This window comes from Mesorhizobium sp. M1A.T.Ca.IN.004.03.1.1 (assembly GCF_003997555.1).
Classification (GTDB): domain Bacteria; phylum Pseudomonadota; class Alphaproteobacteria; order Rhizobiales; family Rhizobiaceae; genus Mesorhizobium.
On the sequence record NZ_RZTV01000008.1, the window covers coordinates 146,518 to 166,956 of the forward strand.

17 protein-coding genes are annotated in these 20,439 nt (G+C 64.3%); 6 read left to right on the forward strand and 11 right to left on the reverse strand.

Translation table 11 applies throughout. The features are described 5' to 3' along the window. Positions 1 to 27: 27 nt before the first annotated feature. Positions 28 to 345 (reverse strand): hypothetical protein, encoded by a 318-nt coding sequence (locus EOD29_RS23255; RefSeq protein ID WP_245460732.1) that lies wholly within the window; start codon positions 343 to 345, stop codon positions 28 to 30. A 222-nt stretch (positions 346 to 567) separates the two neighbouring features. Between EOD29_RS23255 and EOD29_RS23260 the strand changes: the two genes are divergently transcribed. Beyond that, entirely contained in the window at positions 568 to 2,403 is a 1,836-nt protein-coding gene (locus EOD29_RS23260; protein WP_127248005.1) for a monovalent cation:proton antiporter-2 (CPA2) family protein, read from the forward strand. A 10-nt stretch (positions 2,404 to 2,413) separates the two neighbouring features. Continuing rightward, positions 2,414 to 2,962, forward strand: a complete 549-nt coding sequence (locus EOD29_RS23265; RefSeq protein ID WP_127216236.1) for a DUF924 family protein — start codon at positions 2,414 to 2,416, stop codon at positions 2,960 to 2,962. Positions 2,963 to 3,026: 64 nt separating this feature from the next. Here the strand turns inward: EOD29_RS23265 and folK are convergent, their stop codons facing one another. Genes folK through folP form a run of 3 tightly spaced genes read right to left on the reverse strand, consistent with a single transcriptional unit; the run spans position 3,027 to position 4,736 of the window. Beyond that, positions 3,027 to 3,539, reverse strand: a complete 513-nt coding sequence (folK, locus tag EOD29_RS23270; RefSeq protein ID WP_127216235.1) for a 2-amino-4-hydroxy-6-hydroxymethyldihydropteridine diphosphokinase — start codon at positions 3,537 to 3,539, stop codon at positions 3,027 to 3,029. Further along, on the reverse strand, positions 3,523 to 3,882 hold the full coding sequence (gene folB, locus EOD29_RS23275) for a dihydroneopterin aldolase (protein WP_066992392.1): 360 nt from the start codon (positions 3,880 to 3,882) through the stop codon (positions 3,523 to 3,525). Before folB ends, folK begins: the two co-directional genes overlap by 17 nt. Before the next feature lie 2 nt (positions 3,883 to 3,884). Further along, positions 3,885 to 4,736, reverse strand: coding sequence for a dihydropteroate synthase (folP, locus tag EOD29_RS23280; protein WP_127248006.1), 852 nt, complete (start codon positions 4,734 to 4,736; stop codon positions 3,885 to 3,887). Between the two features lie 84 nt (positions 4,737 to 4,820). On the opposite strand from folP, the gene EOD29_RS23285 reads away from it, so the two are divergent. Continuing rightward, the gene (locus EOD29_RS23285) at positions 4,821 to 5,441 is read left to right on the forward strand and encodes a DUF922 domain-containing protein (RefSeq protein ID WP_067319718.1); all 621 of its coding nucleotides are present in this window, start codon (positions 4,821 to 4,823) and stop codon (positions 5,439 to 5,441) included. A 220-nt stretch (positions 5,442 to 5,661) separates the two neighbouring features. Continuing rightward, positions 5,662 to 7,149 (forward strand): MDR family MFS transporter, encoded by a 1,488-nt coding sequence (locus EOD29_RS23290; RefSeq protein ID WP_067319716.1) that lies wholly within the window; start codon positions 5,662 to 5,664, stop codon positions 7,147 to 7,149. A gap of 5 nt (positions 7,150 to 7,154) precedes the next feature. Here the strand turns inward: EOD29_RS23290 and EOD29_RS23295 are convergent, their stop codons facing one another. The 3 genes from EOD29_RS23295 to EOD29_RS23305 all read right to left on the reverse strand — a co-directional run bounded on the left by EOD29_RS23295 (position 7,155) and on the right by EOD29_RS23305 (position 9,076). Beyond that, positions 7,155 to 8,186, reverse strand: coding sequence for an NAD(P)/FAD-dependent oxidoreductase (locus EOD29_RS23295; RefSeq protein ID WP_067319714.1), 1,032 nt, complete (start codon positions 8,184 to 8,186; stop codon positions 7,155 to 7,157). 93 nt (positions 8,187 to 8,279) lie between these two features. After that, positions 8,280 to 8,600: a 2Fe-2S iron-sulfur cluster-binding protein gene (locus tag EOD29_RS23300; protein ID WP_066992377.1), complete on the reverse strand. Its 321-nt coding sequence runs from the start codon at positions 8,598 to 8,600 to the stop codon at positions 8,280 to 8,282. A 107-nt stretch (positions 8,601 to 8,707) separates the two neighbouring features. After that, positions 8,708 to 9,076: an Hpt domain-containing protein gene (locus tag EOD29_RS23305; protein WP_066992375.1), complete on the reverse strand. Its 369-nt coding sequence runs from the start codon at positions 9,074 to 9,076 to the stop codon at positions 8,708 to 8,710. 290 nt (positions 9,077 to 9,366) lie between these two features. Between EOD29_RS23305 and EOD29_RS23310 the strand changes: the two genes are divergently transcribed. Then, positions 9,367 to 15,570, forward strand: a complete 6,204-nt coding sequence (locus EOD29_RS23310) for a kinesin (protein WP_127248007.1) — start codon at positions 9,367 to 9,369, stop codon at positions 15,568 to 15,570. A gap of 106 nt (positions 15,571 to 15,676) precedes the next feature. Next, the gene (locus EOD29_RS23315) at positions 15,677 to 16,291 is read left to right on the forward strand and encodes a 3'-5' exonuclease (protein WP_127248008.1); all 615 of its coding nucleotides are present in this window, start codon (positions 15,677 to 15,679) and stop codon (positions 16,289 to 16,291) included. A gap of 33 nt (positions 16,292 to 16,324) precedes the next feature. Here the strand turns inward: EOD29_RS23315 and EOD29_RS23320 are convergent, their stop codons facing one another. The 4 genes from EOD29_RS23320 to EOD29_RS23335 form a co-directional block, all read right to left on the reverse strand. Next, positions 16,325 to 16,915: an ABC-type transport auxiliary lipoprotein family protein gene (locus EOD29_RS23320; RefSeq protein WP_127242177.1), complete on the reverse strand. Its 591-nt coding sequence runs from the start codon at positions 16,913 to 16,915 to the stop codon at positions 16,325 to 16,327. Between the two features lie 88 nt (positions 16,916 to 17,003). After that, a complete protein-coding gene (locus tag EOD29_RS23325; protein ID WP_127248009.1) occupies positions 17,004 to 18,377 on the reverse strand; it encodes an MlaD family protein in 1,374 nt (457 codons plus the stop codon). 14 nt (positions 18,378 to 18,391) lie between these two features. Continuing rightward, on the reverse strand, positions 18,392 to 19,210 hold the full coding sequence (locus EOD29_RS23330) for an ABC transporter ATP-binding protein (protein WP_127217087.1): 819 nt from the start codon (positions 19,208 to 19,210) through the stop codon (positions 18,392 to 18,394). 1 nt (position 19,211) lies between these two features. Beyond that, positions 19,212 to 20,399, reverse strand: coding sequence for an ABC transporter permease (locus EOD29_RS23335; RefSeq protein WP_095800815.1), 1,188 nt, complete (start codon positions 20,397 to 20,399; stop codon positions 19,212 to 19,214). Positions 20,400 to 20,439: the final 40 nt, after the last annotated feature.

The window sequence follows — 20,439 nt, forward strand, 5'->3', positions numbered from 1 at the left end:
CACCGCCTTCTTTCGTTTTGACTTGGCTCAACCCTTGATGGCGGCAGTCACTTCGTCATATGCCTTGCAGACTTCGTCCAGCGTCGTGGCATTCTGATATTTCGTCGTCACGGCCTGCACCTTGGCCGTCAGATCAGCCGCCTTGCTCGGATCCTTGGTGATTGCTTCCTGAAGCGCGGCAGCCATGTCCTGCGCCTTCTTGGCGGCGATCTCCTGTGTGCACTCCGGTCCCTTCGAACAGGCCGAAACGGCCAGCGCCGCAACGCCAACGGCAACGAGCAAAAAATTCTTCATGTCAGTCATCTCCTCAAAAAAAGGCAGCGGCCCATCGCCGCTGCCCTCCAATGGCTGAAGCTCCATAGCCAAAGCCTACCGGCCTTAACCTTTGATTGTGGCGGCGCGCAACGACCGGGCTCCGTAAACTTGTGTACGAAGCTGCAGCGGGAGTTTGCCTGACGGCACACGCTCGTTTTCGGGCCGACACCCCTGCTCTTCCTGCCAGGCCCCCTGCCCTTGCCTCGCACTCCCGCTGCATGCAAGGAGTGCTGAAACGAAAGGACGGTAGTCATGGCGGCTGAAGCATCGGGCAGCGATCTCGTACAGGTAGTGGCGCTGCTCGCTGCCGGCGTGATCGCCGTGCCGATCTTCAAGCGCATCGGGCTGGGCTCCATCCTCGGCTATCTCGCTGCCGGTGTGGTCATCGGGCCGTTCGGCCTCCGCATTTTTTCCGAATCGGAAGCCATCCTTCACGTCGCCGAGCTTGGCGTCGTCATGTTCCTGTTCATCATCGGCCTGGAAATGCAGCCGTCGCGACTCTGGGGCCTGCGCCGGGAAATCTTTGGTCTCGGCGCGCTGCAGGTTGGCGTCTGCGCCGTTCTGTTGACGCTTGTCGGCCTGGCCGGAGGCTTTCCGATCGCGCAATCCTTCGTCGCCGGCGCCGGCTTCGTGCTGACCTCGACCGCGATCGTCATGCAACTGCTCGAGGAGCGCGGCGAGATCGCCGCGCCCAAAGGGCAGCGCATCGTCTCGATCCTTCTGCTCGAAGACCTGATGATCGTGCCACTTCTGGCGCTGGTGGCGTTCCTGGCGCCGGGAGGCGCGGAGACCAGCCTGTCTGAGCGCTTGACCGAAGTGGGGATCGGGATCGCGGCGATCGTCGGCCTCGTCGTGGCCGGTCGCTATCTGCTCAACCCGCTCTTCCGCATCCTGGCCGATGCCCGCGCCCGCGAAGTGATGACGGCCGCCGCCCTGCTGGTGGTGCTTGGGTCGGCGCTAGCCATGCAGCTTTCCGGTTTGTCGATGGCGATGGGTGCGTTCCTCGCCGGCGTGCTGCTCTCCGAATCGACCTTCCGCCACCAGCTCGAAGCCGATATCGAGCCGTTTCGCGGCATCCTGCTCGGCCTGTTCTTTCTTGCCGTCGGCATGTCGCTCGACCTTGGCGTCGTCGCCCAGAACTGGCGCCTAGTCGCCATTTATGTCGTCGCCTATATGGTCATGAAGGGGCTCGGCATCTATCTGGTCGCGCGTATGCTCAAGAGCGGCCATCGCGAGGCGCTCGAGCGCGCCGTCGTCATGGCCCAGGGCGGCGAATTCGCCTTTGTGCTCTATTCCTCGGCCGCCGTCGTCGGCATCATCGACGGTCAGGCCAATTCCACGCTGACCGCCATCGTCATCATCTCCATGGTGCTGACGCCCGTGGCTATCTTGGCTCTGCGCTACCTCACCCCGCGCGACGAGCAATCGCTGGAAGGCGTCGACATCGCCGACGGGCTAACCGGCAGCGTGCTGATCATCGGCTTCGGCCGCTTCGGCCAGATCGCCAGCCAGCCGCTGCTTTTGCGCGGCCTCGACGTCTCGATCATCGACAATGAGGTCGAGATGATCCAGGCGGCGGCCGATTTCGGCTTCAAGGTCTATTACGGCGACGGCACGCGGCTCGACATCCTGCGTGCGGCGGGCGCTGGCCGCGCGCGCGCCGTGCTGATCTGCGTCGACAAACCGGACGTGGCCGTGCGCATCGCGCAATTGATGAAGGCGGAATTCCCGCTGGTTACTATCTTGGCGCGCGCCTTCGACCGCGGCACCGCGCTGCAACTCATCCGCGCCGGCGTCGACTATCAGTTGCGCGAGACCTTTGAATCGGCGCTGGTCTTCGGCGGCTCGGCCCTGGAAGCGCTGGGCGTCGATCCGGAGGAGGTAGCCGAGGTGATCGAGGACGTTCGCCGCCGCGACACAGCTCGCATCGAGACACAGCTCGCCGAAGGTATCCGCGCCGGCCAGCGCTTTCTCAAAGGCAATATCGGCACGCCGATCCCGACCCCGCTCGCGCAGCCGCGCCGCGCCGGCCGGGCGCTGAACGAAGAGACGGCCGGCGTGCTGAACAAGGCAGAGACGAAGAGCTGAGGAGCAACGCATGGCAGAACTCGACCCTCGGGCGCTTGCCGTCACCAAATTCTGGCGCGATGCCGGCGAGGACGCCTGGTTCGAAAAGAACGACGCGTTCGACTCGGGTTTCCGCGACTGCTTCCTCGAGCTGCACCACGCCGCCGCCCGGCGCGAATGCGACGCCTGGAGCGAGCATGCCGAAGGATCGCTGGCGTTGATGATCCTGCTCGACCAGTTTCCGCGCAACTGCTTCCGCGGCACCGGACATATGTACGCGACCGATCCGCTGGCCAGGCATTTCGCCGACCTGGCGATCGCCGCCGGTCAGGATCTCGAGCTCGAAGAAGCGCTTCGTGTCTTCCTCTATCTCCCCTTCGAGCATTCGGAGTCGCTCGCGGATCAGGAACGCTCGCTCGAACTCACAGCAGCCAGGGCGCCGGATTATCTCAAATACGCCAAGGAGCACCTGGAGATCATCCAGCGCTTCGGGCGCTTCCCGCATCGAAACAAAATGCTCGGCCGCGAGACGACGCCCGAGGAAAAGACGTTTCTCGAGGGCGGCGGTTTCTCCGGCTGATAGCCGGACCAATTCCAGAAGTGTAGCGGTTTTCCGCCCAGAAAATTGCTTGAAAACAAACGGCTCAGCCGAGCCACCACTCGCGGCCGGACGGCAGCCGCTCGATCCCCGAAATATCGACGGCGCCGAGCCGCTCCGACACGCTTTTGTTGCCGACCACAAGATCGGGCGCGATCTCGGCCAGCGGCGCCAGCACGAAGGCCCGCTCCAGCATGCGCGGGTGGGGAACCTCAAGACCCGTCTCGTGGATCACCCGGTCACCGAACACCAGAATGTCGATGTCGATCAGGCGCGGCCCCCAACGTTCCTCGCGCACCCGCTTCAGGCGCCTCTCGACATCCAGGCAGAGATCGAGCAGGTCGCGTGGCGAGCGCGCGGTTTCGATGCCGGCCGAGGCATTAAGAAAATCCGGCTGGTCGAGCTTGCCCCACGGCGGCGTCCGGTACAGCGAGGAAACAGCGGTGACGCGCGTCTTGTCGTCGCCGTCCAGCATGCGCAGCGCCGCGGCCATGGATTTCGCCGGATCGCCGAGATTCCCGCCGAGGCTAAGGTAGACGGCGCTATTGGGGCCAGACAACTGTCACCTCGACATGATCGAGCACGCCCGGAACCGGGGCGTTCGGCTTGCGCACCGTAATTTCCGCTTTCCTGATCTGCGGAAAGCGCGCCGCCAGCGCCTTCGCCACTTCCAGCGCCAGCGCCTCGATCAGGAAGCGCCGGTGCCCGGTGACGATCTTCTCGATGACCGCGAAGGCGATGCCGTAATTGACGGTATCCTCGATCGAATCGTCCTCCAGCGGCCGGCTGGGCTCGACGGTGAGTTCGGCGTCGACATAAAAACGCTGGCCGAGCGTCTCCTCCTCGTCCAGCACGCCGTGCCGGGCAAAGAAGGCGCAGTTCTTCATGCGGATGACATACATCGTCAGCGTCCGGGAGAAAGTTTTTCGCGCGTCAGCATAGCATCGGCCATCGCCAGCGCATCCACGTTGATTGCGACATCGTGGACGCGAAAAAGATCGGCTCCCTTGAGCCGCAGAATGACGCTCGTGGCCGCGGTGCCGACAGCACGCTCAGCAGGCTCGCGACCCGTGACGCCGCCGATAAAACGCTTTCGCGACGTTCCCGCCATCAGCGGAAAGCCGAGCGCCTGAAGCTCGGAGAACCGCGCCATCAGATCGAGATTTTCCTCCGTCGTCTCCTTGGCAAAGCCGAAACCGGCGTCGAGCACGATCTGGTCCTCGGCAACATTGCTGGCGCGCGCGATCTCCAGCGATTTGCTGAGGAACAGAAGCTGGTCCTCGATCACGTCCGGCAGCTTCTGGCGTTCACGGCCGGTATGCATAATGATGAGGCCGGCGCCGGTCTCGGCCGCGACTCTCGCGATGCCGGGCTCGCGCTGCAGTCCCCAGACATCGTTGACGATATGCGCCCCCGCAGCGACGGCCCGCCGCGCGGTGTCCTCGCGATAGGTGTCGACCGAAATCAGCGCCTCGCCCGATGCCGCGAGCGCCTCGATGACCGGCAGCACCCGCGTCTGCTCTTCTTCGGCGCTGATCGGGGCAAAACCGGGCCGCGTCGATTCCCCGCCGATGTCGATGATGGCCGCGCCCTCTTCCGCCATGCGGCGCGCCTGGGCTATCGCCTTCTCCGGCGCGATGAACAATCCCCCGTCGGAAAAACTATCCGGCGTGACGTTGAGGATGCCGACCACGACCGACTTGGGGCCGAGGTCGAGATGGCGTCCATGCGCGAGCTGCCACCGCCTTGTCGTCATTGTCCATCAACCATGCGTGATCCGCGCGAAATCAATTTCGTTGCGCCGGCAACGGCCGTAAAGCAAGGTGCGTGAAGAGGCAACATGATGAACCGTTCCCTGCTCTGCGCCCTGATGCTCACGCTGGCCGCCACGCCGGCCGCCGCGGCGAATCTGGTGAAGACCTACAGCTATTTCAGCGTCGGCGGCCGCACGCTGGACGACATCGAAAAACAGCTGACGAAAAACGGACCGGAAGTGAAGAGCACCGGCTCCCGGCATCCGGGCGCAACGCAGATGGCCTTCACCACCCGCGTCAGCTACGCGCAGACCGCGAATTCCTGCCGGATCGCGAACGCGCAGGTGACCGTGAAGGTCAAGGTGATCCTCCCGGAATGGCGGCGCCCGCGCAAGGCGGATCCGCAGGTCAGGCTGTTCTGGGATACGCTGTCGGCCGACATCAAGCGCCACGAAGAGCGCCATGTCGAGATCGCCAAGAACCACGCGCGCGAACTCGAGGACGCGCTGAAGGCGACTTATCCGCAAAGGACCTGCGAAGCCGCGAAGGCCCAGGCCGCCCAGATCTCGGCCGCCATCCTCGCCAAGCACGATCGCGCCCAGGTGCAGTTCGACCGCGTCGAAAGCGTCAATTTCGAGAGCCGAATCATCCGGCTCCTGCGCTACCGGATGCAGCGCACCCAAAGCGGGCGGTTGCCGCCGGCTTGACCATTTGACCGGTGGTGCCGGCGAAAGCCAACACCGCCGAAACAATGGTGCCAGATTCCAGAAAACTTTCGAGCATCGGTCGAAAACGGCCTATATCGACCGACATATATCGGGTTTGCCGTCCGGCGGACTTTGGAAACCGAGATACGAATGACGGGCGCAGGACGCCCCGCACCGGCTGCTTCTTGCCGACGGCGCACCGACCTTGAAAGAGTGACGCATGGACCAGACCGTCGACAATCGCACGACGATGAGGACAACGGCCTCGCCGTCGATCAGCGAGAGCGAGAAAAACGCCATCATCGGCGGCGTGCTCTTGTCGATGCTTCTGGCGGCGCTTGACCAGACCATTGTGTCGCCTGCCTTGCCGACCATCGCGCGCGCGCTCGGCCACGCCGAATACCTGCCCTGGATCGTGACCGGCTATCTGCTGACGGCCACCGCGATGGCGCCGCTCTACGGCAAGATTTCCGACGTCTACGGCCGCCGGCCGGTCATCTACGCCGCCATCCTGATCTTTCTTTTGGGATCGCTGGTCAGCGCCCTGGCCCCCAACATGCTGGTGCTGGTCATCGGCCGGGCGATCCAGGGGGCCGGCGGCGGCGGCCTTTTCGCGCTGACGCAAACCGTCATCGGCGATCTGGTGCCGCCACGCGAGCGGGCCCGCTACGCCGCATGGATCTCCGGCACCTGGGCGGTGGCCAGCGTCGCCGGCCCGCTGCTTGGCGGTGTCTTCGCAGAGCATCTCCACTGGTCGTTGATCTTCTGGATCAACCTGCCGATCGGCTTCCTGGCGATGGCCATCATCAACAATCCGCTGAAGAAGTTGCCGATCGCGGCCAAGCATCACCGCATCGACGGGCTGGGCGCAGTGCTCTTGGTGATCGCCACGGCGCTGCTGCTTCTGGCGCTCAACTGGGGTGGCAGCACCTATCCATGGTTCTCGCCGGAAATCCTTGGGCTGGTGGCCTGCTCGGCCGCGTTCTGGGCATTGTTCGCGCTGCGGCTGCTGAGGGCCAGTGAGCCTTTGATCTCGCTCGAGGTGCTGGGCAACCGGATCGTGCTCGCCGGCACGTTGTCGATGTTCCTGCTGCAGGCGGCAAATATCGGGGCGTCGGTTTACCTGCCGGTCTATCTGCAATCGGTCGTCGGGCTCTCGGTCAGCGAATCCGGCATCGCCATGCTGGGTCTGCTGCTCGGCACCGTTGCCGGTGCCACTTTCAGCGGCCGCATGATCCCGCGCTTCGTCCACTACAAGCGCATTGCCATGGTCGGCGTCAGTTTGGCGATCGCGTGCATCGGGGTGCTGAGTGCCATTGCGACACACGCGTCGCTGCTCGAAGTCGAAATCCTGACGACCCTCATTGGCCTCGGCAGTGGCACGACCTTCCCGGTCAGCACCGTCTCGGTACAGAACGCGGTCGATCGCGCCCATCTCGGTGTCGCGACCGGCGTCCTGACCTTCCTGCGCACACTGGGCGGCGCGCTTGGCGTCGCCCTGCTCGGCGCCGTCGCGCTCGGCTACGGCCTGCCGCTCGCCGCCGAGGGCTCGCAGACGCATATCGAGCTGACATCGGCAATGCCGTTCGTGATGATCTTCCTCACCGCCGGCATCACTCTTGTTCTTGCATTGATCGCGCTGGCGCTGATGCCGGAAAAGCCGCTGCGCGGCAAGGACGAGCACGCAGCGCCCGTGCTCGCCGAATGATCACGTCAATCGTGGACGCCGAGCTTTTTTTGCAGGCTGGTCGACGAGGTCGTGTACTGGAAGACGATGCGCTCGCCCGGGCTGACGATGCGTTTTGCGGCCTGCGCCATCAGGGCGACCTCATGGAAACCTGAGAGGATCAGCTTCAGCTTGCCCGGATACCAGTTGATGTCGCCGATGGCGAAGATGCCGGGAACCGACGTCTGGAATTTCTCGGTGTCGACCGGGATGAGGTTCTCATGCAGGTTCAGCCCCCATTCGGCGATCGGCCCGAGTTTCATGGTGAGGCCGAAGAACGGCAGCATGCGCGTACATGGCACCTCGATGTCGCCATCCGGGCCACCCTTGATGGTGGCGGACGAGAGCTGGCCGTCGGCGCCTGCGAGCCCGCTCACCTGACCGACCAGGAATTCCAGCTCTTTCATCTCCTGCATGGCGTACATCTTGTTGACGCTGTCGGGCGCAGCCCGGAATTCCGGACGCCGGTGGACAAGTGTCACGCTTTTGGCGATCGGCTGCAGGTTGAGCGTCCAGTCGAGCGCCGAATCGCCGCCTCCGACGATGACGAGATCGTGGCCGCGGAAATCTTCCATGCGCCGGACCGAATAGAACACGCTCTTGCCTTCGTAGCTCTCGATGCCCGGGATGGGCGGTCGCTTGGGCTGGAATGAGCCGCCGCCGGCGGCGATCACCACCACCTTGGCTTCGAACACCTCAGCCTCGTCCGTGGTGACGCGGAAGCTGCCGTCCTCGAGCTTTTCGAGGCTTGAGACCATCCGGTTGAAAGTGAAGTCCGGCTTGAAGGGATGGATCTGTTCGAGCAGCTTGTCGACCAGACCCTGCGCAGTGATCATCGGCCAGCCGGGAATGTCGTAGATCGGCTTTTCCGGATAGAGTTCGGCGCATTGCCCGCCGGGACGGTCGAGGATGTCGATGAGATGGCACTTCATGTCGAAGAGCCCGAGTTCGAACACGGCGAATAGGCCGACCGGCCCTGCCCCGACAATGAGTACGTCCGTCTTGATCGTGTCCGTCATCAGCTCCGCCCCATTTTGGGAATGCTGGCGACAGTGCATGAGCATTGGCCCGCTGCCAAGCAGCCACGGCAAAATTGGAAATGGAGACTTGGTTCAGCCCTGCCGTTCGGGAACGCGCACGACCAGCCCGTCGAGCGCGTCGCGCACCTTGATCTGGCAGGACAGGCGCGAGTTGGGCCGGACGTCGTAGGCGAAGTCCAGCATGTCCTCCTCCATCGCTTCCGGCTCGCCGACCTCACCCGTCCAGGCCTCGTCGACATAGACATGACAGGTCGCGCAGGCGCAGGCGCCGCCGCATTCGGCCTCGATGCCGGGCACCGCGTTGCGGATCGCGTTTTCCATGACGGTCGAGCCGTTCTCGGCCTCCACGTCGAATTGAGTACCGTCATTGGCGATGTAAGTCAGCTTGGCCATTTGTCACCTGAGGAGTCGCAGCCGAGATAATCACTCCGCCGGACAAGTCAACTGCGGCGCGAAAGCGCCACCGCATGACGTTTTTTCTGGATGTGCTCCCTGGAGGACTACCGGCTGATGGCGGCGATGAAGTCCCGCACTTCATCGATCAGCACGCCCAGCTTCCTCAGGATGCGACCATCCTCAGGCTGCTTTTCAATGGCTGCAGCGCATTCGGCGACGGCAAAGGCGCCGATGCCGCGGGCCGAGCCTTTCAGGCCGTGTGCAAGGAGCACCCGTTCCTTGGCATCGGCATCGACGATCTTGTCGCGCACCGAAAGCGCCTGCTGCACGAACAGCGCCAGCACCTCCTGTTCGAGCGCGCGATCATCCATCGTCTGCCGCGCAAGGTGGGCCATATCCACAGGTCGCGAACCTGCCGTCCCCGACACGTCCCCGCCGGGCATGGAAAACGCAATACCAATCTCGCCACGCATACGCACTGCTACTCCAAGAAAGGGCGGCCGGCGGCCCGAAAATAGGCGGATTCCCGTCGCCAACGGGTTAACGATTGCCGGGGAAAAATGTTGTCACGGAGGCAGCCAAATCACGCTCTCGTTAACCTTATATTTAAAGTTTTACGTATCGCCGGGAATGCATGTTTTCTTTACCCGTGTGTGTCATTACGATACGAACGTCCATTTTCAGCCTCCTGTCTGGGACCAGACAAGCCAGAATCAGGCCAAAATCATAAGTCCCGCGGCAGCTAGTACAGGGTAGCGAAGGCATGGCTAAGAAACCGACGACGACCAAATCTCTCGAGAGCGACGTGGCCGCGGAACTGGAAAAGGCGCTTGACCTTGACCTGAACGGCGACGAAGGCGGGCTCGACATGGCGGCGTCGATGGAAGATCTCGAGGCCCAGATTTCGGCGGCCGCGGATGAACTGGCGCGCGAAGGCCGCAGCCATAGAATCGAGCCGGCAAATGAGCCTCAGGCCGCGAAGGCGGCGCCCCAGCCGAAGCCGGCGGAACTGCGCCCGCTCGAATCGCGCGCCTCGCAACCGAACGGTTTTACGCCGGCTCCTGCCGGTTTCACGCCGGCCAATGACGATCGCCAAAAGGATTACCGGACGCTTCTGCATGGCCTCAACCGGCGCGCTTCGAGCACCGTTTACTGGGTGATCGCGTTCATTTCACTCGCCTGGATCGCGGGCGCCGGCGGCCTCGCCAACCTGCTGTTCGGGCCGAGCATCTGGCAGATCCGCACTCTCGACCAGTTCTTCGCCCGCCCCGAGCTGATCGGCCTGGCGGTCGCGGCGATCATCCCAGTCATCCTGTTCTGGGCCTTCGCCGCCATGATCCGGCGCGCGCAGGAAATGCGCATCGCCGCGCAATCCATGACCGAAGTGGCCTTCCGCCTCGCCGAGCCGGAAAACCTTGCCCAAGACCGCGTCATGATGATCGGTCAGGCCGTTCGCCGCGAGGTCGCCGCCATGGGTGAAGGCATCGAACGCACTTTGGCCCGCGCCGTCGAGCTCGAAACCCTCGTCCACAGCGAAGTCAACCAGATCGAGCGCTCCTATTCCGAGAACGAAGCGCGTATCCGCTCGCTGGTCGACGGGCTGGGCAGCGAGCGCGAAGCTGTCGTTAGCCATGCCGAGCGCGTGCGCGCTTCGATCCACGGCGCGCACGAGACGCTGCGCGACGAGATCGGTGCCGCCAGCGATATCATCCGCGATTCGATCCTCAATGCCTCGACCAAGCTGTCGATGACGATCAACAATTCGGGCGACACGCTGATCGATCGCATCAACGAGAGCTCGCTGTCGATCTTCGATTCGGTGGAAACCCGGCTCGACACGATCACTGACCGCCTGTCGACCTCGGGCGAGGCCTTCGCCAGCCTGCTCGACACCCGCATCGCCAAGCTGACCGACACCACGGACGGCCTTACCCGTTCGCTGACCGATCTTCTTGACGATCGCACCAACGGCATGGTTTCGCTGCTCGGCGGCGCCGCCCGCACACTGAACTCCGAGTTCGAAGCAAGCCTCAGCGGCATCGAGCGGACGCTGGCCGAGCGCGGCCAGGCGCTGATCAGCGAGTTCCAGACCCGCGCCGAAGCACTCGACACCGGCACCCAGAAGCTCAATGCCGCGCTCGAAGCGCGTGCCCGCCAGATCAACGAAACTCTGGTCGAACGTGCGCGCGAGATCGCCAACACCTTCGCCGAGAGCAAGGACCAGCTGTCGTCGATGATCGATCAGGGCAAGACCCAGATCGGTGCCGACATGGCCGACATCATCTCGTCGACCTCTTCCATGCTCGAAGCCCGCGCCACGGATTTCGCCGGACGCATGGAGGCGGCCCGCCATGTCGTGTCGCGCGCCTTCGACTCCGACATCCAGCGCCTCGCCGATGCTCGCGCCGGCATTGACGAAGCCATCGAAGACCACAGCCGGAAGCTCTCCGACAGCAGCAACCGTATGGCCGCCGCCATGCAGGAGGACCTCGCGAAATTCGCCGAGAGTCGCGCCGGCATCGATGAGGCCGTGGCCAGTCAGGTCCAAAAACTGGCCGAGGGCCGCAGCCTTATCTCTCGCGCGCTGGAAGAGGACCTGCGCAAGGTCAACGAGTCCCACGCGGCCATCGACGCCTCGCTCGGCGCCCATCTCGAGCAGCTCCAAGAGAGTCGCAACCGCCTCTCCCAGGCGCTGAACGAAGACTCCGGCAAACTCGTGCAAGCCCGCACCATAATTGACGAAATGGTCGCTGGACATGTCGGCAAGCTGGCCGAGGGCCGCAACATTCTGGCGCGCGCGCTGGAAGCCGATCTCGGCAAACTGGCGGACAGCCGCGCCTCGATCGACGGCCTGGTCGCCGGCCAGGTCGAGAAGATCGCCGAGGGCCGCGCCGTGCTCGCCAAGGCGCTGGAGACCGACATCGCCGGGATAAGGGACCTGATCGAGACCCATTCGGCCAAGCTCGCGGAGGACAGGGGTGAACTCAGCCGCGCGCTGGAGGGAGACCTGAGCGGAATCCGAAGCCTGATCGACAGCCACGCCGGCAGGCTCGTCGAGGACCGCAGCCTGCTGTCCCAGACGCTCGAATCCGATCTCGCCAAGTTGGCCGAGAGCCGCGCCTCGATCGACGGCCTGGTCGCCGGCCAGGTCGAGAAGCTCGCCGAAGGCCGCGATATCTTGAAGCGTGCCCTGGAAGCCGACATCAACACCATCAGGGGTGCCATTGCGGGACACTCCGAGAAGGTGCAGGAGGAACGCGCTCAGCTGTCGCAGGCCCTGGAGGCCGACCTGCAGACCGTCGGCGGCGCAATCTCCGATCACCAGAACAGGCTCGTCCAGGACCGCGCCGTGCTGTCGAAGTCGCTCGAGGACGATCTGGCCAAGCTGGCCGAGAGCCGTTCCAGCATCGATGGCTTGGTGGCCGGCCAGGTCGAGAAGCTTGCCGAGGGCCGCGATATCCTCAAACGCGCGCTGGAAGCGGACCTCAACACCATCCAGAGCGCCATCGTCGATCATTCGCAGAAGATCGCCGACCATCGCGCCGAGCTGTCGCGCGTCCTGGATGCCGACATGGCCAATGCCAGCGGCCTCATGCAGACCCACGCCGACAGGCTGGTCCAGGACCGCTCGACCCTGTCCAAGGCCTTGGAGGACGATCTCGCCAAGCTGGCCGAAAGCCGGTCCTCGATCGATGGTCTGGTCGCTGGCCAGGTGGAGAAGCTGGCCGAAGGCCGCGATATCCTCAAGCGTGCGCTCGAAGCGGACCTCGCCAAGCTCGCCGAAAGCCGCGCCTCGATCGACGGCCTCGTTGCCGCCCAGGTGGACAAGCTCGCGGAAGGCCGCGATGTCCTCACGCGCGCCCTCGAGGCCGACCTGGCCAAGCTCGCCGAGAGCCGCGCCGGCATCGACGGGCTGGTCTCCGGCCAGGTGGAAAAGCTCGCCGAGGGTCGCGACATCCTCAAGCGGGCGCTTGAATCCGATCTGCAGAAGCTGGCGGAAAGCCGCTCCGAGATCGACGGCGTCATCGCCGGTCACATCGGCAAGCTGTCCGAAGGCCGCGACATGCTGGCCCGCGCGCTGGAAGATGACCTCGTCAAGCTCGCCGAAGCGCGCAAGGACGTCGACCGTTCGGTGTCCGGCCATATCGACCAGATCGCGGCCAAGAGCAGCGACATCTCGGCGGCGATCGCTGCCGATGTCGAGAAGATCGAGCAGGCCTTCAGCCGCCAGACCGGCATCATCGAAGAACGCGCCGGCACCATGGAGCGTGCGCTTTCGGCCGGCGTCGAAAATGTCCGCGGCGTCCTCGAAAAGACCGCCGTCTTCGTTGCCGGCGCGCTGCGCGACAAGGTGATGGAAATCACCAGCACGCTGCACGAGCAGGCGGGCGCTGCCTTCAGCGACGCCGATCGCAAGATCGCCGAACGCGCCGAACAGACTTCGGCTGCGCTGCTCGCCAGGGCCGAAGAGATTGCCAACGCCTTCGAGCAGGCCGACCGCCGCCTGCACGAGCGCGCGCAGGACACCTCGAGTATGCTGATGGCCCGCGCCGATGACGCGTCCAACGCGCTCATGGCCCGTGCCGAGGAAACCGCCGACAAGCTCGCCGCCCGCGCCGGCGAGATCGCCGGCACCTTCGACGCCGCCGACCAGAAACTGGTCGCCCGCGCGGTCGAAACGGCGCAGTCGCTCGCAGCCCGCGCAGGCGACATCCTGCGCAACTTCGAGGGCGCGGACGAGCGCCTCAGCATGCGCATCACCGAATCGGCCGAAGCGCTGGCCGCCCGCGCTTCGGATCTCGGCCGCATCTTCGACGCCGCCGACCAGCATCTGATCTCGCGCATTGCCGAAGGTTCGGAGGCGCTGTCGTCGCGGGCGTCTGAAATTGCCCGCATCTTCGACGACGCCGACAACCGTTTGGTGTCGCGCATCGCCAGCAGCACCTCGACCATCGGCGAACATGCCGACACCATTGTCGGCGCATTCGCCGCCACCGAGCAGCGCGTCGCCGACCGTGCCCGCCAGACCGGCCAGGAACTCGCCGTCCACGCCCGTGAGATCGAGCAGGCGCTCGCCGGTGCCGACGAACGCCTGGCCTCGAGCGCCGCTGCGGCCGCGGCCCGTGTCGAGGAGCAGGTTGCGAGCGTCGAGAACCGGCTCGCCTATGGCGCCGAAACGATGGGTCAGAAGCTCAACGAGCAGGTCTCCAGCGCCGAGGCGCAGCTCATCTCGCGCGCCAACGTCATTGCCGAAACCTTCACCGCGGTCGGCCAGCATATCGGCCAGAGCACCAACGAGGCGGCAAAGACCATCGGCGCCAACACCCGCGAGCTCAACACCATGCTTGCGGCGCGCTCCGCCGAAATGTCGAAGATTCTCGACGAGACGGCGCGTCCGCTGGTCGAGCGCTTCGCCCAGGGCGGCTCCGAGCTGCAAAAGAGGATGGAAGAGGTCACCGAACAGGCGACCGAGAAGCTGCGCAGCGAAAACGCGGCCCTCGTCAATGCGCTCGCCAACCGTACCGCGGAGACGCTCTCGGCGGTCGAGGGCGCCCGCTCGACGCTGGCCGACAGCGTTGCCGACCTTATCGGCCGCATGACCACCTCCAGCGCGCAGCTCAGTCAGCTGATCGACCAGGCGGCCGTCAATCTCGGCCAGGTCGAGGAGCGCCTGAGCGGCAGCACGCAGAGCTTCGCGGCGACCACCGAGAAGGCGGCCCAGACCTTTGCCAGCTCGGCGCGCCTCGTTGATTCCAACACGACGCGGCTCACCGATCTGTCGTCGGCGACGTTGCGCGAGGTCGCCTCGATCGCGACCAAGTTCGACGAGCACAGCCGCCTGCTGTCGAGCGCCTCGGACCTGCTGAGCTCCGCGCAGAGCAATCTCGAGCACACGCTGGAGCGGCAGTCGTCGCTGGAAGACCTCGCCGTCGGTCTGGTCAAGAAGTCGGAAGACCTCGAGAAAGTCATGCGCTCCTTCGAGACTCTTGTGGGCCAGACGATGCAGAATGCCGAGGGCCGGACGATGGAATCGGCGGAGAAGATTCGCACCGCCATCGCCGAGGTCGTCGATTCGGCGACGCGCCGCTTCGCCGACGCGACCGAGGAGATGCGGCGCACTGCGGGCTCCATCAAGAGCGAGCTGGACCTCACCCGCGCCGAGCTCAAGAAAGGCGTCATCGAGATGCCGGAGGAGGCCAAGGAATCGACCTCGGCCATCCGCCGCGCCGTCGCCGAGCAGATTAACGCGCTCAAGGAACTGTCGGATATCGTTGCGAAATCCGGCCGCAGCGGCAGCAGCGAGACCGGCGAGCCGCGCGCCCTGCGCCCCGCGCCGCAGTCGCCCGCCCGCCCCGCCGAGCAGCCGCTGCGCCGCCCGCCGGCGCCGCAGCAGCCTCAGCCGGAGCGCCCGGCGCCGCAGGCACCGCTCGGCGAGACGACGCTGCGCGGCACCCTCGATCTCGAGCGCCCGGCGGAAGCGCCGCGCCGCGATCCGAACGGCCGCACGCAGCAGGGCGGCTGGGTGCGCGATCTCCTGACCAACGCCTCGCGCGAGGAAGAGCTGAAGCCGGCGACGCCCGCGGAAGCACCGCGCGCGACCCCTGCCCAGCGTTCGCCGCTGCATGTCATGGAATCGCTCAATTCGCTGTCCGTCGACATCGCCCGCGCCATCGACCATGACGCCTCGATCGAGCTGTGGAACCGCTACCGCCGCGGCGAGCGCGACGTGTTCACGCGCCGGCTCTACACGCTGAAGGGCCAGCAGACCTTCGACGAGATCCGCCGCAAGTATCAGGCCGAGGCCGAGTTCCGCGCCGCCGTCGACCGCTACTGCGACGATTTCGAGAAGCTGCTCAAGGATGTGTCGCGCAACGACCGCGACAACATCATGGCGCAAACCTATCTCACGTCGGACACCGGCAAGGTCTACACGATGCTGGCCCACGCCAGCGGCCGCCTGCACTGAGCGGGGCACATATCAGACACTGAAGCGGGGCCATTGCTCCGCTTCTTCATTTTAGAATCTACTTCCAGTTTGACGCAGGTCCCATCTTCGAATTGGCGGGAAGGCCTTGAAGACAGCGATAATCTTCGACTGCGAATTTCTTTGCCTCCAAGGCTCGCAACGCAGATTTTGGTGCGCGGCTCATGGTCCCGATCCGGTCATAGCCCAGGTCGGCGCAGTAAAGCTCGGACTTGAGGGGGAGTTTCCCCTATTAGGCACGCACCGCGCCTATGTGCAACCGATTGACCGATTCGGCCGGGGATACGCGCTCGATCCGTTTTTCACCCAGCTCACCGGCATCACTGAAGAAACCCTGGAGACCGAGGGAGTCGGATTGGCAGAAGCTCTTGCCGACATCGACCGCTTCTCCGACGGTGCGCGCTTTTGGTCCTGGGGCAAGGACGAGCTGAACATGGTCGCGATCAGTTGTTATGTCGCCGGCATTCCCGTTTCCATACCAGCCAACCGGTTCGACAATGCAGTCAAGCTGCTGCTAGCGGCAGGGATGCCGATCGAAGATTTGGCGAGGACACCCAGCAACAAGCTGGCGGACTACTATGGCGTCGACCACGCTCCGTTGCGGGCACACGACGCTGTCGACGATGCGCTATCGCTGACCTACACCCTGCAACATCTGTTGAAATCCGAAAAATTGCAGGCAGACGTCTTCGAGTGTTTGTAGCTTGCGCGGCACCGCACAGGCACGCGCATTCGTTCAGATCACCGAATCCGTCCAGCGGACGATGTCCCTCGCCGCTTGGCCGAACGCGTTGTCCAGGGCACCGACATAAGCGGCATTTCCGCCGCCCGAGACCGGTGCGCTGGCCGTGAAGTCCTTCGAGGCGCGCACCTCGCCATTGCGATCGTTGAGGATGCGCACGAACAGCTCGACATCGGCATGTTCGCCGCCATTGACCCGGACTTCGAAGGACCGCACCTCGACGATGATCTGGTAGTCGATCGCCAAACCCTCGCCCGGCTTGCCGACACCGGCAAAGCTGCCGGAGCGCTGAAAAGTCTCGGCGAGCCTTGCCTGCACGATCAGCGGCAGGCGGTCCGCCCATTGCGCGCCCTTGAGGAACTGGATCGACTGGTCGGACGGCCTGATCACGATGTTCTGGCTGTCCAGCGCCTTCAGCGCCGAGGGTTGGGCGATCAGGATCTGGCGGCGGCTGTGGCCTCGCATGTCGAGCGAAGGCGCGGAAAGCTCGAACGTGTCGAGCGGCGCCGGCCTGCCCCCCAGTACCGCGCAGCCTGCAAGCGTGAACACGAGCGTCGCGGCAGCAACGGACTTCAACCCTCTCACTAACTTCACGCGCGATCCCCACTGTCCCCGGATCTGACGATCAACTTACAGCTGCAATCCATGTTCTTGGCGTTCGCAGCAGCGGAAGTCAACGCCGTGCCCTGCCGTCAAACTGACGGACCTCCCCCTCGCCGCCCGTCAGTATGCGCTGCGGGTTTCGGCTGAGATCTGTCACCGCTTCCTCGATTCGGCTGATCGAGCGCCGGCTGGCCTGGACCAGCGCCTCGACATCCTGCAGGCCCTGGCCGGAGAAGCGCGACAGATTGTCGACGATGGTGCCCAGCCGAGAGTTCAGCGTATCGGCAACCTGCTTGAAGGACTTCAGCGTCGCCCGAGCATCGGCCATTACGCCATTGGCTTCACCGGACCCGAGAAGCTTGTCGACCTTCTCGAGAATTCCGTCGACGCGCACGGAGGCGTCGTTGAGGCGTTGCGCAAGCTGGCGGGCATTCTTGATCGTATCGTTGATGTCGTCGGAGCGGTTGGCGATCTTGTCGGTGACCTTGGCGATGTCGGCGGCCGCCTTGTTGGCGCTGTCGCTTGCCTTCTGGATGTTGGCGAGCGCCGTACGGACATTCGCCGGATCTATCCCATCGAGAACGCCGTTGACCTTGGCGAGCGTCCCTTGCGTCTGCTTGGCGAAGTCGTTGACCGACCCCACCGCGGCATCGACGTTCTTCAGCACGCCGTCCAACTGCCCGCTGGTTTCCTTGAGGTTCGCGGTGACCGTGTCGACATTGGCGACGATGCTGTTGATCCGGTCCTTGTCGACCGAATTGAGCAGGCCCTCGGCCGCCTTCAGCGTGCTGTCGAGTCGGCCCGACACATTTTGCAATTGCTCCGAAAGCGAGCTCACGGCGGACAGGAATTTATCGATGCCGTCCGAATTCTTGGCCAGCGCGTTGGAGAAGGTCTCGACGTTCTTGACTGTCTGCGTCAGCGGTCCGCGAACATCCTTGGTGAAGCCTTCCAGCTCGGAAAGCACCTTGTCGGCACGGGTGAAGATGTTCTGCGCCGTCTGCAGCAGGTTGGTCACGGCCGACGGATTGGCGACGATCTCCGGAACCCTGCCTTCTTTCTCGGCCTGGTCGAGCAGCTTCACTTCCTTGGGATCGGCGCCTTTCAGCTCGATATTGGCCTGGCCGGTGAGGCCGGCGAGCCCGATATCGGCCTGCGTCGACTTGGTGATCGGCGTCATGCGGTCGATCTCGGTATCGGCGATGGCGACCGTCGGGTTGTCGACATCGATATAGACCCGTTTGACGTCGCCCACCTTGACGCCGTTGAACAGCACGAAGCTGCCGCGGCCAAGGCCCGAAGCCGAGCCCGGGATGCGCACGCGCAACAGCGTCGTCTCGCCACGCTCGCCGATCGCGGCCGTCCAGTAGACGAAGGCGAAGGCCGCGAGGATCGCGGCCAGCGTGAAAATGCCGACAATGACGTAGTTGGCTCTGGTTTCCATTACCTCACTTATGGCTATGCGCGAGCCGCAAGATCAAGTTGCCGGGCGCGTTTTCCGCGGAAATAGGATTTTACCCACGGCTCCTCGCTTTTCAGCATGTCGTCGATCGTGCCTTCGACCAGCACCCTCTTCTTACCGAGCACCGCCACGTGGTCGCAGGCGGTGAACAGCGTGTCGAGGTCGTGCGTGACCATGTAGACCGTCAAATCCATCGTATCGCGCAGCTTGACGACCAATTCGTCGAATTCGGCCGCGCTGATCGGATCGAGGCCCGAGGTCGGCTCGTCGAGGAAGACGATGTCCGGATCGAGCGCCAGCGCGCGAGCCAACGCCGCGCGCTTGATCATGCCGCCCGACAGCTCGGAAGGGAATTTCTGCGCTGCGTCCGGCGGCAGCCCGACCAGCTCGACCTTGAGCATGGCGAGCTCGTCCATCAGCTTCTTCGGCAGGTCGAGATACTCGCGCATCGGCACCTGCACGTTTTCCAGCACTGTCAGCGCCGAAAACAGCGCGCCGTGCTGGAACAGGACGCCGAGCCGCATGTCGATGCGCAGGCGCTCGATCTCGCTTGCCTTGTCGACGTCGACGCCGAACAGCCTGATGGTTCCCGATTGCTTCGGCATAAGCCCGAGGATGGTGCGCAGCAACACCGACTTGCCGGCGCCCGAGGCGCCGACGAAGCCCAGGATCTCGCCGCGCTCGATATCGAGCGAAAGCTTATCGAGGATCAGCTTGTCTTCGATGGCAACGGTGACGTCACGGACCGAAAGCACGATCTCGCTCTGGTCCGCGTTCTGCGCCGTTTTGACCCCGTTGCCGCTTGCAACCGCCATCTCAAAACCCGATCGATGCGTAAAACATGGCGAAAAGCCCGTCGAGGATGATGACGACGAAGATCGACTTCACCACCGACGCGGTCACGTGCTGGCCGAGCGATTCGGCGCTGCCGCCGACCTTCATGCCCTCGACCGAAGCGATGGTGCCGATGATCATGGCCATGAACGGCGCCTTGATCAGCCCGGCAAAAATGGTGCTGAGGTCGATGGCGACCCGCAGCCGATCGATGAATGCCGCCGGTGGAATGTCGGAATAGAGCCAGGCGGCGATGATGCCGCCGCCGAGCGCGGCGAAATTCGCGATGATCGTCAAGCACGGCAGCGCAATCACCAAGGCGACGAGCCGCGGAAACACCAGCACGCCGATCGGGTTCAACCCGATCACCTTCAGCGCGTCGACCTCCTCGCGCATCTTCATCGAGCCGATCTCGGCGGTGATGGCGCTGCCCGAGCGGCCGGCCAGCATGATCGCGGTCATCAGCACGCCAAGCTCGCGCAGGATCAGCACGCCGACGAGGTCGACGACGAAAATGTCGGCACCGAAATAGCTGAGCTGATAAGCGCCTTGCTGGGCGACGATGGCGCCGACGATGGCCGACATCAGCACCACCACCGGAATGGCGCCGACGCCCATACGATCGATCTGGTTGAAGATTGCTGCCGGATTGACGGCATGGCCGCGGCCGAGCTTCATCTGCGCGCCGCGGATGGTGGCGCCGAGGATGTTCATCGAGGCCAGAAAATCGTCGCGCATCTCGTAGACGCGGCGGCCGACCAGCTCCAGCGCGCGCAGGATGATGTTGGGCGGTCCGGCCGGCCCCGATTCGGGTTCGCGTCGCACCGCGTCGCCGACCGCGCCGAGCAGGATTGAGGCGATCTCGCTCTGCCCCTGCACATGGACTTCAACGCCTTTCTTCTCGAAAGCGCTCGCCAGCCGATCGATCAGCCAGGCGCCGGCCGTGTCCATCTTCTCGATCTGCGAAAGGTCGAGCATCAGCTTCTTGGCGCTGTTGCGGTTTTCGATCTTGCGCATCTCCGCATCGACCGATGCCACGGTCCGCGTCGTCCAGACACCCGAGAAAGCGCAGCCGAGCACGTCGCCTTCCTCGCCGACGATAATGCGCGGCTGGTGATTGGCATCACCGGCGGGCGTGCGGCTTGCGTCGCGTTTGCGGATGGTCAACATGGCGTCCTGTTTAGCGTGACGGGACTGGCGTGTCCATTTG